This window comes from Actinoplanes rectilineatus, from assembly GCF_000962825.1.
Taxonomy (GTDB): domain Bacteria; phylum Actinomycetota; class Actinomycetes; order Mycobacteriales; family Micromonosporaceae; genus Actinoplanes; species Actinoplanes rectilineatus.
This window is the reverse complement of the sequence record NZ_JZKF01000007.1, coordinates 82,678-94,661: the sequence shown is the minus strand read 5'-3', so window position 1 is coordinate 94,661 and position 11,984 is coordinate 82,678. Positions and strand designations below refer to the sequence as shown.

11 protein-coding genes are annotated in these 11,984 nt (G+C 71.8%); 5 read left to right on the top strand and 6 right to left on the bottom strand.

What is annotated here, in order from left to right; all coding sequences use genetic code 11:
* Positions 1-112 precede the first annotated feature (112 nt).
* The gene (locus WH85_RS07900) at positions 113-295 is read left to right on the top strand and encodes a hypothetical protein (protein WP_045741056.1); all 183 of its coding nucleotides are present in this window, start codon (positions 113-115) and stop codon (positions 293-295) included.
* Positions 296-305: 10 nt separating this feature from the next.
* Here WH85_RS07900 and WH85_RS07895 read toward each other — a convergent pair whose 3' ends face one another.
* Both WH85_RS07895 and WH85_RS07890 read right to left on the bottom strand, forming a co-directional pair.
* Positions 306-677 carry a hypothetical protein gene (locus tag WH85_RS07895; RefSeq protein WP_045741055.1) on the bottom strand — a complete coding sequence of 124 codons (372 nt, stop codon included), beginning with the start codon at positions 675-677 and terminating at the stop codon, positions 306-308.
* A gap of 195 nt (positions 678-872) precedes the next feature.
* The gene (locus tag WH85_RS07890; RefSeq protein ID WP_045741054.1) at positions 873-1,565 is read right to left on the bottom strand and encodes a class I SAM-dependent DNA methyltransferase; all 693 of its coding nucleotides are present in this window, start codon (positions 1,563-1,565) and stop codon (positions 873-875) included.
* Positions 1,566-1,731: 166 nt separating this feature from the next.
* On the opposite strand from WH85_RS07890, the gene WH85_RS07885 reads away from it, so the two are divergent.
* Complete coding sequence (locus WH85_RS07885) at positions 1,732-3,219, top strand: IMP dehydrogenase (protein ID WP_045741053.1); 1,488 nt, start codon at positions 1,732-1,734, stop codon at positions 3,217-3,219.
* A 53-nt stretch (positions 3,220-3,272) separates the two neighbouring features.
* Complete coding sequence (locus tag WH85_RS07880) at positions 3,273-3,800, top strand: LytR C-terminal domain-containing protein (RefSeq protein ID WP_045741052.1); 528 nt, start codon at positions 3,273-3,275, stop codon at positions 3,798-3,800.
* Here the strand turns inward: WH85_RS07880 and WH85_RS07875 are convergent, their stop codons facing one another.
* The gene (locus WH85_RS07875; RefSeq protein ID WP_045741051.1) at positions 3,801-4,715 is read right to left on the bottom strand and encodes an SDR family oxidoreductase; all 915 of its coding nucleotides are present in this window, start codon (positions 4,713-4,715) and stop codon (positions 3,801-3,803) included.
* 32 nt (positions 4,716-4,747) lie between these two features.
* On the bottom strand, positions 4,748-5,020 hold the full coding sequence (locus tag WH85_RS07870; protein WP_045741050.1) for a hypothetical protein: 273 nt from the start codon (positions 5,018-5,020) through the stop codon (positions 4,748-4,750).
* A gap of 103 nt (positions 5,021-5,123) precedes the next feature.
* On the opposite strand from WH85_RS07870, the gene WH85_RS07865 reads away from it, so the two are divergent.
* A complete protein-coding gene (locus WH85_RS07865) occupies positions 5,124-5,582 on the top strand; it encodes an ATP-binding protein (RefSeq protein WP_045741049.1) in 459 nt (152 codons plus the stop codon).
* On the opposite strand, the gene WH85_RS07860 is transcribed toward WH85_RS07865, so the two are convergent.
* Together WH85_RS07860 and WH85_RS07855 are read right to left on the bottom strand one after the other, a co-directional pair.
* Positions 5,552-5,986: a response regulator gene (locus tag WH85_RS07860; RefSeq protein WP_045741048.1), complete on the bottom strand. Its 435-nt coding sequence runs from the start codon at positions 5,984-5,986 to the stop codon at positions 5,552-5,554. The genes WH85_RS07865 and WH85_RS07860 overlap by 31 nt on opposite strands.
* Positions 5,987-6,083: 97 nt before the next feature.
* Positions 6,084-6,686, bottom strand: coding sequence for a DUF4352 domain-containing protein (locus WH85_RS07855; RefSeq protein WP_245673853.1), 603 nt, complete (start codon positions 6,684-6,686; stop codon positions 6,084-6,086).
* A gap of 169 nt (positions 6,687-6,855) precedes the next feature.
* On the opposite strand from WH85_RS07855, the gene WH85_RS07850 reads away from it, so the two are divergent.
* On the top strand, positions 6,856-11,646 hold the full coding sequence (locus WH85_RS07850; protein ID WP_169792422.1) for a diguanylate cyclase: 4,791 nt from the start codon (positions 6,856-6,858) through the stop codon (positions 11,644-11,646).
* The last annotated feature ends 338 nt before the right edge of the window (positions 11,647-11,984 follow it).

Sequence of the window (11,984 nt, the reverse complement as noted above, 5' to 3'; positions counted from 1 at the left end):
GCCCCGGCGGGACAGTGCCGCGACTGCCATTCCCGGTATTACCACCTGTCCGGACGGCGCTTCCGCCTTGATCGCGGGCGCCCTCACGAGGGCCGCCGCGTAGAGTCACGGGGTGATCCTTCTCGGCGGCGCGCTGGGTTTCGGCATCGCGGCCGTGTTCGCCTGGCGCACCGGCCGGAGCAGCGTGTTGCGGTGGACGCTGACGGCTCTCGCCGTGCTCTGCGCGGCCGGGCTGCTGCTCGTCGTCCTGGACGCCAGGTTCGGCAGCAGCACCCTGATCACCTCGGTGGGCTGATGCGGCCTGCCTACCGGCTCGCGCAGACCTCGGTGGTGTTGACCAGAACGCCCGCGCCGCCGGTGACGTGCCGGATGATGCTGACCGCGAACACGCCGACCTGCAGGCCTAGATAGTTGAGCGGAACGAACAGCCCGATGACCGCCGCCGGGGCCAGGGCCAGAAGGTTTGTCGACCCGGTGTTGAGGCGAATCCAGCCACGAGCCTTGGCGAAGTAGACGAGCGACGCCACGATGGCCGGCGAGAACAACGGGATCAATTGGATCACGAGGCCCGCCGGGTTGCCCTCCTGAACGATCGAGCGGAGCAGCACCGTCTGATCGGTCAGGGTCAGGAGCAGGATGACGAAGGGGACGGGCAGCGTGGTCAGCGTTGCCGGCATGACGTCATCGGCGAAGGCCGGGCGATTGTCCGGTGAGTGGATCGTGGTGTTTCTGACCGAGGAGGAGGCGTCGTTGTAGATGACGGTGTGTGATGTCTGTTGAGCATGCCGCCGTCTCGACTGGTCGAGTAGGCGCCTGGGAATGTGCCCGGACATCGCGTGACGGTACAACAGGGCGCCGGTTGGTGGCGGTCCTCAAGGGCTGGTGGCTACCAGCAGGTGGCAGCCGGCGGCCGGGGCGGGCAGCGGGCGCAGCTCCACCGTGAAGCCGGCGGTGCGCAGGGCGTGCCGCAGCACGGGCAGCGGGCCGGTGCGGTAGTACATCACGAACGGCGGGTGCCACAGCGCGTTGCGGATCCGCATCGTCACGTCGAAGCCGAGGGTCAGCCAGTACCAGGGGGAGGCCGGTGACGGCGGGCCGACGATCGGGAAGGCCAGGATGCCGCCGGGGCGCAGCGCGCGGCGTACCCCGGAGAAGAGGTCCGGCAGTTCGCCGGGCAGGAAGTGGCCGAGCGCTCCGAACGTGACCGCCAGGTCGAAGCCGCCGGTGAACGGCAGGGCGCGGGCGTCGGCGCGGACCCAGCGGGCGTCCTGGTGGGCGGCCCGCGCCTGGTCGAGCATGCCGGCGCTGAAGTCCACACCGGTGATCGACTCGCGGCACAGGGGGCGGAGCACGTCCACGCCGGCGCCGGTGCCGCAACACACGTCGAGGCCCCGGTCGAACGGGCCCAGTGCGGCCAGTGCGGTGGTGGTGGCCTCGAGCAGGGCGGGCGGGGTGCGGAACGGCGTGTGGTCGAATTTCGGGGCCAGCAGGTCGTAGCCGCGTGGCACCGACGAGAGCGCCTGCACGCCCAGTTCACGCAGCGTCGGTCCCTGGGGCGAGAACATCAGCCGACGATACCGCCGCCGGCGCCCGGCCGCGGGTACCCCCTTCGGGGTGATGTCACCGGCTGTGTCCGATTCCGTGAGTCGCCCGGGGCGCTGGTAACGTCACCCGATCACATCCTCAACAGGGCAAATACCCCCATGCCCGTGAGCGCCTAGGAGAGCAGCAGTGCGGATCCTGACCGAGATCTCCCGCACCTTCGGTGAGTACCTCCTTCTGCCGAATCTCACCGACGAAGGGTGCACCCCGGATCGCGTCGATCTCTCCGCGCCGCTGGTCCGGCACCGGGTCGGGGAGCAGTCGCCGATCCAGATCTCGGTGCCGCTGGTCAGCGCGATCATGGGTGCGGTGTCGTCGCCGCAGCTGGCGGTGGCGCTGGCGCAGGTCGGCGGGCTGTCGTTCATCCACCAGAACCAGCCGGTGGCCGAGCAGGCGGCGATGGTGGCCGCGGTGAAGCGGCACAAGGCCGGGTTCCGGCACAACGACGTCAACATCAAACCGTCGGCCACCCTGGACGAGGCGGACGCGCTGCTGCAGGCCGGCGGCGAGTCGATCATGGTTACCGAGGACGGCAGCCCGTCCGGCACGTTCCTCGGGATGATCAGCGCGCAGGACTTCAACTTCCACCGGCACCACCGCGGCGACACCGTCGCATCGCGGATGCGCCCGGCCGCCGAACTGGTCACCGGCACCCCGGAGATCCGGCTGGCCGACGCGAACGCGCTGCTCTGGGACTCCCGCCAGACCGTGCTGCCGATCATCGACGCGGAGGGCCGGATCGCGTCGCTGGTGCACCGCCGCGACTACGAGCTGCACCAGCAGTTCCACACCGAGACGGTGGACGCGGACAAGCGGTTCCGGGTCGGCGCGGGCGTCAACACCCACGACTACCGGGAGCGGATCCCGGCCCTGGTCGAGGCGGGCGCCGACGTGCTCTGCCTGGACTCCTCCGACGGCTACTCGGTGTGGCAGCAGCAGGTCATCGGCTTCGTCCGGGAGCAGTACGGCGACACCGTCCGCATCGGCGCGGGCAACGTGGTGGACGCACGGGGCTTCCGGTATCTGGCGGACGCGGGCGCGGACTTCGTCAAGGTCGGCATCGGCGGCGGCTCGATCTGCATCACCCGCGACCAGAAGGGCATCGGCCGGGGCCAGGCCTCCGCGCTGGCCGAGATCGTGCAGGAGCGCGACGCGTACGCGAAGCAGACCGGTTTCTATGTCCCGCTCTGCTCCGACGGCGGCATCCTGCACGACTCGCACATGGCGATCGCGTTCGCGTTCGGCGCCGATTTCCTGATGCTGGGGCGCTATTTTGCCCGGTTCGACGAGAGCCCCGCGCCGCGGGTGAAGATCGGCGGCCAGTTCTTCAAGGAGTACTGGGGTGAGGGCAGCGCCCGCGCCCGCAACGCCGCCCGCTACGGCCAGGGCAAGGATCTGGCGTTCGAGGAGGGCGTGGACGGCTACGTCAACTACGCCGGCAGCCTGTACGACAACGTCAAGGTCACCCTGGCGAAGATCCGCTCCACGATGGTGAGCTGCGGTTCGACGACGTTGCGCCGGTTCCACGAGTCGGCGACGGTGGTGCAGGTGTCGCAGCAGACCTTCGTGCAGAACTCCGAGGACATCGATCGCAACGAGCGGCCCACGGTCGTCTGAGATTTCCGTCGCCGGCCTGCAACAGATCCGGGGCGGCGTGCGTCAGGGAAGACATGAGGCTTTCACGGGTACGGGCGTACGCCACCGTCGGTGTGCTGGCGGTGGCGGCCGGCGTCGTCGCGGGGGTCGCGGTGGCCGGCGACTCCCAGGGGACCGCGGCGACCGCCTGCCCGGACAGTGCGCCGCGGGTGAATCTCACCCTGCCGGAGGAGGAGTCCCAGGTCACGATCCGGGTGCTCAACGGTTCCGGGGTGGCCGGGACGGCCGGCCGGGTCACCGAGGATTTCAAGAACCGGGGCTTCAAGACGGAGAAGCCCAAGGAGAAGACGAAGAAGTCCGCCGAGGTCGCCGTGATCCGGTACGGCCCGAGCAGTGTCAGCGCCGCGCACTGGCTACGTGCCTACTTCCTGGGCGCGGCGGTCCAGGAGTACAGCGCGGAGCGGACCTCCGGCACCGTCGAGATCGTGATCGGCGAGAAGTACCAGCAGCTCGCCACGAAGACCGAGGTCAACCAGTCGCTGGCGCAGCTCAGCGCCCCGACGTTGCCGCCGGGCGCCTGCGCGGTCGCGGCGGGACGGTGACTATCGGTAACCGGTGACGTCGGCCGGTTTACCGGCGTCCTGCACCTCGACGAGATAGCGCCACGCGTCCGGCCGGCTGCCGTCGACGTCGGTGAAGCCGTACTCCGCGGCCAGCCCGCCGCTCGACAGCGACCGGCCGTTCCAGCGGGCCCGGTCCGGGTCGGCGGCGAGCGCGACGACCGCCCGACCGGTGAACGCGGGCGTCTCGGAGATCGCGAAATGCGGCTCCGCCGTCAGGGCGTCACGCCAGGTCGCCTCGGTGACACCGTGGTGCTCCAGCATGATCTCGGAGCGCATCCAGCCCGGGGTCAGCGCCACCGCGGTCGCCCCGAGCGGACCCACCTCCTTCGCCTGGGCCCACGCCATCCGCAGCACCGACGTCTTGGCCAGGTCGTAGAAGAACGACACCCGGTAGTTGTCCCGGTTGTACTCCTCGGTCCCGTCGGTCACCTCCACGACCAGCCCACCCGGCGTGGCCAGCAGCAGCGGCAACGCGTGATGACTGGTGACGATGTGGGTGTCCACGGCCAGCCGCAGGATCCGCAGGCCGTCGTCAAGCGAGTGCTCCCACAGCCGGTCCGTCCAGCTGAACATCAGCTCGCCGCCCCAGATGTCGTTGACCAGCACATCCAGGCGGCCCTGCTCGGCGGAGATCCGCGCGACGAGCGTCTTCACCTCGGACGCCACCAGATGGTCCACCCGGACCGCGATGCCGGTCCCGCCGGCCGCGGTCACCAGCTCGGCGGTCTCCTCGATCGTCTCCGGGCGGTCCATCTCCGAGCGGCGTTCCCGGGTGCTGCGGCCGGTGACGTACACCGTCGCCCCGGCCGCACCCAGCTCCACCGCGATGCCGCGCCCGGCGCCCCGTGTCGCGCCGGCCACCAGCGCGACCTTTCCTGCCAACGAACGTGTCATGTCCCGATCGCAGCACACCGGGACGGCCGCTGTCAGGACGGTTCGCGCCGGGCCCGGTCGGCGCGCCAGGTCCGCAGCATCCACGTGCCGAGCACCGCGGCGACGATCACGATCGCGGCCATCAGCAGGGCGAACATGCCGTCGCCGTGCTTGTCGCGGACGCTCAGGGCGCCGCTGACCAGGAAGTAGAGGCCGATCACGCCACCGCCGACCGGGAAGATCCAGCTGGCGTTCAAAGGCGCTTTCGGGGCCGGTTCCGGCGGGGTCTCGGTGCGGCCGTCGGACGGCGGGGGCTGCTCAGTCACGTGAGCAGTATCGGTCATGGCACCCGGCACGCAAGGAGTGGCACCGGTGAGGGAGGTTGCGGTTCGCTGCATAGACGACGCTCAGCGGGGGCACAGACTGGCCGTGGAGACGATACGAACCGGGGAGCCCCCGCAGGCCGAGGAGGTGTGCCGGTGGACCCTCGACGGCACCCGGCAACTGACCGACCTTCGTGCCCGCCTGCTGGCGGAGCTGGACGAGGACGCCGCCGACTTCGTGGACCAGGTCGTGCTGGTGGCCACCGAACTGGCCACCAACGCCCTGCGGCACGGCGAGCCGCCGACCACGGTCCGGCTGCTGCGCGACAGCGAACAGCTCGTGGTGGACGTCGCCGACCACGACCCGGAGGCGATCCCGGAACTGGCGCCGGACCGGCCGCTGAACGGCGGCGGCCGCGGGCTGCTGCTGGCGCGCTGGTTCTCCCAGGAGGTCGGCTGGTACGCCGTCGGCGACGTGAAGCACGTCTGGGCGGCGTTCGCCCGGACCGGCGCCGGACGGGCACGCCCCGAGGGTCAGCGGGGCAGCACCGCCACGTCGCTGTAGAACCGGTTGATCAGCTGTACGACCGCCTCGAACGACTCCAGATCCATCGGCTTGGTGATGAACGCGTTGGCGTGCGACCCGTAACTGGACACGATGTCCTGGGCGGCGCTGGAGGTGGTCAGCACGACGATCGGGATGTGCTTGAGATCCTCGTCCTGTTTCACCTCGGCCAGCACCTGCTGCCCGCCGACCCGCGGCATGTTGAGGTCGAGCAGCACCAGATCCGGCCGGACCGCGTCACCGAAGGGACCCCGGCGGCGCAGATAGTCCAGCGCCTCCCGCCCGTCGGCGACCCGGTTCACGATCGGCGGCGTGGCCGAGGCCTCCAGCGCTTCCTCGATCATCATGGTGTCCGCGTCGTCGTCGTCGACGACGAGCACGTTCAACGGTCGTACGCCCGTCATCGAACCCTCTTCCCCGGCAGTGATCTTTGCAGGAGGACAACCATAGCCGTACGGCTGGAATCCGCAGTCCGGCCCGCCGAGTGACACATCACCCGTTCTACCGGTCCAGGCGGACCGTCACGCCGCCGGACAGCAGCGAGTCGTGCAACTCCAGCGAGGTCAGCGCGACCTGCTCCGGCACGTCGAAGACGAGTTTCCCGGCGACCCGGTCACCCGGTGCGAGTCTCTGCAGGAACGTCGCGGCGTCCCGGTTGGCGTAGAGGCCGGCCAGCCCGTCGGTCTCGTACGCCGTGCCGTCGTCACCGAACGCCCGCTGCGCCCGGCCCACCAGGAACCGGGAGTCGTCGCCGACGTTGCGCACCGTCAGGCTGACGACGCAGAACCGCCCGTCCGCCGTGCGTTTCAGGTGCTCCACGCCGATGGTGGTGCGCGAGCAGTCCACCCCGGACACCACGAACTCGAACCTCCCGTCGCGGGCCTTGTCACCGATCCGCTCACCGGGGGCGGTGGTGGCGGCGGTGACGGTCACCGCGGCGGCCGGCGAGCGGTTGCCGTTGTTGTACTGCTCGGCGGCGATCCCGGCGAGGAACAGGGCGATCACCGTGCACCCGGCGATGATGATCGCGAGCATGGTCTTGATCGGCGAGGCCCGGCGGACCTGGCGGACCGGGCGGGACTGCGGACGACGGTCGTACGACATCGGACCACTCCTGGGACCGGCCTGTTTTCCTCACTGTGGAGCACCACGGCACACCGAGTCACCGATTTCGCCTGATCGGCACGATTCTTCGCCTGATCGGACATCACGCCAGTCTGCGCCGAGGCCTCAATCCCCGCGCGTACGGGCCGAACCGGTAGATGTGGAAGAGGTGCTGCACGACAGCGACCGCACCCATGTAGTCCGCCTACGGCTCGCCGACGGCACCCGGGTGGTCCGCAAACGGCCCCTCGGCCCGCGGGCACCGGAACGGCTGCGCACCGAACTGGCGGCGCTGCGGCGGCTGCAGGACCTCCCCGGCGTACCCGTCCTGGCCCCGGCCGGGCACCCGGGCACGCTGACCGTGCTCGACGCGGACGCCCGGACCCTCGCCGACATGCCCGTGCCCTGGCCGGCCGGGCCGCTCGTCGACCTGGCGCTGCACCTCGCCGAAGTGCTGGCCGGCGTCCACCGGCGCGGCGTGGTGCACCGCGACGTCAGCCCGGCGAACATCCTGATCGGCGCGGACGGCCGGCCCACCCTGATCGACTTCGAGCTGGCGGTGCTGCCGGCCCGGGACCGCGATGAACCGGTGGCACCCGGCGAACCGGCCGGCACCCTGCCGTATCTCGCCCCGGAACAGACCGGCCGCACCGGACAGGCGGTCGACCACCGCGCCGACCTGTACGCCCTCGGCGCCACCCTCTACGAACTGGCCACCGGCGCCCCGCCGTTCGGCCGCGACCGGGAACCGCTCGACCTGATCCACGACCACCTGGCCCGGGTACCCACCCCGCCGGCCGAGACCGTCCCCGGCCTGCCGGCGGCGCTGTCGGGCATCCTGCTGCGGCTGCTGCACAAGGAACCGGGCCGGCGCTACCAGAGCGGCGAGGGCCTGGCCCACGACCTGGAGACGCTGCGCCGCCACCGCCGGGCCGGCGACACGGCCGGCTTCCCGCTCGGCGACCGCGACTTCCCGCTGCGGCTGGCCCCGCCGCAGCGCCTGATCGGCCGCGAAACCCAGCTGGGTGCCCTGCACGGGCTGCTCCGCGAGGTGACCGGCGGGCACAGCGTGCTGGCCCTGCTCACCGGACCGCCCGGCAGCGGCAAGACCGCCCTCGTCGAACGGCTGCGCCCGGCGGTGACCGCGGCCGGCGGCTGGTTCACCGCCGGCAAGTTCGACCAGTTCCGGGCCGGTGACCCGGTGCGGGAGGCCTTCGACCGGCTCGGCGACCTGCTGCTCGCCGAACCGGACGACGTGCTGGCCGGCCTGCGGACCCGGCTGCTGGACGCGCTCAGCCCCGAACAACTGCGGGCCGCGCTGGTGCTGCTGCCGTCGATGCGCGGCCTGCTCGGGGCCGAACCGGACCGCGGCGAGGAGATCGCTTTCAGTCACGTGCTCGCCGCCGCCTCGACCGTCCTGCGCACCGTGGCGAGCGCCGCCCGCCCGGTGGTGTTCGTCGTCGACGACCTGCAATGGGCCACCACCGGAGCGCTGGCCTTCCTCGACGAGGTCCTGGACCGGCGCGACCTCGCCGGGGTGCTGGTGCTGGGCGCGTACCGGACCGAGGACGTCGACGAGGCGCACCCGCTGAGCGCGCTGCGGGCCCGCCTGCGCCGCGACCGCGGCACCTCCGCCGAGATCGTCCTCGCCGACCTCGGACCGGACGACCTGACCACACTGGTGGCGGAGATGCTGCGACTGCCCGCGGACCGGGCGGCACCGCTGGCCGCCCTGCTGGCGGAACGGACCGGCGGCAACCCGTTCGACACCGTGGAACTGCTCGACGCCCTGCGCCGCGACGGCGAACTGCTGCCCCGCGGCGGCGGCTGGGAATGGGACACCACGGCGGTTCGCCGGTTCGTCGGCCACGGCGACGTGGTCGACCTGCTCGGCACGCGGATCGAGGCGCTGCCCGTACCGGCCCGGGAACTCCTGGAGATCATGTCCTGCCTCGGAGCGGCACCGGACACCGCGACCCTCGCCGTCGCGAGCGGCCGGGACCCGGCACGGATCACGGCGACGCTGCTGCCGGCGATCACCGACGGGCTGCTGGCCACCCACGCCGACGGTGTCGCCTTCCGGCACGACCGGGTGCAACAGGCCGCCCACGAGCGCATCGCACCGGACGAGCGGGCCGAACTGAACCTGACACTGGCACGCCGGTTCGCCGCGCAACCGGGCTACGCACCGGCCGCGGCGGCACACTATCTGGCGGCGGTGCCGGCTCTGCGCGTACCGGAAAACGCTGTGATGGGAGAGAAACCCGCCGCAGCCGATCTGCTGCGCCGGGCCGCGTCCGCCGCCCGGCTGATCGCCAACCACGCCGGGGCGCAGGCCTGTCTGGCCGGTGCGCTCAGCCTCCTGGAGAAGACCGATGCGGGGTACGCGGAAACGCGCGCCGAGTGGCACGCGGCCCTCTGCGCGCTGAGCCGGTTCGCCGAAGCCGACCGGGTGTACGCCGAGATCGCCGCCGGCACCGCCCCGGAGATGCTCGCCGCGTCCACCGCCCACCAGATCGACACCCTGTTCCGTCGCGGCCTCGCCGACCGGGCCGTCGCCCTCGGGCTGGACCTGCTCGCCGCACTCGGCGCCGCGGTGCCCGGACCGGACCGGATCGGGCCGGCCACCGCCGACGGCCTGACCGCCTTCCACCAGTGGCTGGCCGCCCGCGACGACGACGCGCCGATCCCCGAGCTGGCCGACCCGCGCCTGCTCGCCATCGCCGAGATCAACGGCCGGCTGGTCCTGGCCACCGCCTTCGGCCACCACGTCACCGCCGCCTGGCTGGTAGCCGACTCCGCCCGGATGTGGTCGACCGCGGGTGCGTGCGCGGCTCTGGCCCGGGCCCTCGCCTACGTCGGCTGGGTGACGATCGGCGGAGGCGGCACTTACCGCAGCGCGTACACCGGGGTGCGGCACATCCTGACCGTCGCCGGCTCCCGCGGATACGAACCGGAGACCTCCCTGGTCAAACTGTTGCACGCGACCTCCACCGCGCCCTGGTTCGAACCGTTCGACGCCACCGTGCGCCTGGTCCACGAAGCCCGCGACGGTCTGCTGCGCGGCGGCGACCCGCACACCGCCCTCTACACCCACTACCCGGCCCTGACCCAGACCGCGGACAGCGCCACCCTGGACACCCTCGACCAGGAGGTCCGCGCCGCCCTGGCGATGGCCGACCGGGTCGGCGCGGACAAGGACCGAACCGTCTTCACCGCATTCGCCCGGCTCGGGCAGGCCGTCCGCGACGGCACCGACAACCCGCCGGACGACTTCGACGAGGACACCTTCCTGACCACCCTGACCGGCGACGGCCTGACCGCCGCCGTCTACCTGACTTACCGGGCGCTGGCCGCCGCGGTCCTCGGCGACGACACCGCCCTCACCGCGCACACCGCCGCGCTCCCCGAGGCGATGACCCGCGCACCCGGCACGTCCATGTTCGCCACCAGCCACCTGCTGGTCGCCCTCGGCGTGCAGGCCGGCACCGGAACCCTCCACGACCTAGACACCGGCCTGGACTTCCTCGCCGCCCGCGCCGACGACCAGCCCGGCAACTACCGGCACCTGCACCTGCTCGCCACGGCGACCCGGGCCGCCCTCACCGGTGACGTCCCGGCCGCCGAACAGGCCTACGACGCGGCGATGGCCGCCACCGACGGCACCGGAGCCGGTTGGCACCGGCCGCTGATCTACGAACGGGCCGCCCGGTTCTACCGCGGCCGCGGCCTGCACCAGGTCGCCCACGGACTTCTCGACCAGGCCCGCGACGGGTACGCCCGGTGGGGCGCGACCGGCAAGGTCCGCCTCCTCGACCGCGAATGCCCGGAACTGGCCGGCACCGGACCCGCGCCGACCCGGACCACCACCGTGCACAGCGGAAGCCTCTCCAGCGAGGACATCGACCTGATGGCGGTCCTCGAAGCGGCCCGCGCCCTCAGCTCGGAGACCGCCCTGGACCAGCTCCAGACCCGCGTGCAGCACATCCTCAGCCGGATGACCGGCGCCACCGCCGTCCACCTGATCGTGCGCGACGACCGCGACGACGGCTGGATCCTGCCCGGCTCGTCTTCGCCCGGCGACGGTATCGCCCCCACCGCCGAGCAGCTCCCGCTGACCGCGATCCGCTACGCCGAACGCACCGGCGAACCACTGCTGGTCGACGACGCCGCCCGCGACGACCGGGTGGCCCGCGACCCCTACCTGGCCGGGCTGGACCACTGCTCGCTGCTGGTGGTACCGATCCCGCAGCAGGGCCGGGCCGGCGCGATGCTGCTGCTGGAGAACCGGCTGAGCCGCCGCGCGTTCTCCACCGGCCGGCTCGACGCGGTACGCCTGATCGCCGGCCAGCTGACCGTCTCCCTGGAGAACACCCGCCTCTACACGTGGCTGGAACGCAAGGTCGCCGAACGGACCGAGGAACTGGCCGAGGCCAACCACCGCCTCGAACTGCTGACCGTCACCGACCCGCTGACCGGCCTGCCCAACCGCCGCCGCCTCGATGCGTTCCTGGCCGCCGAATGCGCCCGCGCCGCCCGCACCGGCGACCCGATCGGCGTCCTCATGATCGATATCGACCATTTCAAGACGTACAACGACCACTACGGCCACCAGGCGGGTGACGCCTGCCTGCGGCGGGTCGCGGAGACGCTGCTCTCGTGCGTCCGCGACAGCGATCTGGTGGCCCGGTACGGTGGCGAGGAGTTCTGCGTGGTCCTGCCCGGCATCCCGGTGATCGCCGTGCTGAACACCGCGGAACGCCTCTGCCACGCGGTCGCCGAACTCACCGAACCGCACGCCTTGGCGGCCACCGGCATCGTCACGGTCAGCGTCGGTGCGACCACCGGGACCACGGCCGGGCCCGGTCAGCTCACCAAACTCGCCGACGAAGCCTTGTACGAGGCGAAACGTACCGGCCGCAACCGGGTGGCGGTCCGTTCCGAGGAGCTGCCGTTCTGACCCTTCTCCACTCCGGGGAGCTGTCGTTCTGGCACGTGTCCCATCCGGGGAGTTGGACGCGTTCCGCGGTCAGGGCGCGAAGCCCGTCCGCGTGGTGACTTCAGGCGCGCTGGGCGGCCGAACTCACCACGCTCGTGGTGGGGTGTGGTGACTTCGGGCGCGCTGGGCGGCCGAACTCACCACGGTCGTGGTGGGGTGTGGTGACTTCGGGCGCGCTGGGCGCCCGAACTCACCACGGTCGTGGTGAGTGTGGTGAGTTCGGGCGTGCTGGGCGGCCGAACTCACCACGGTCGTGGTGAGTGTGGTGAGTTCGGGCGTGCTGGGCGGCCGAAGTCCGG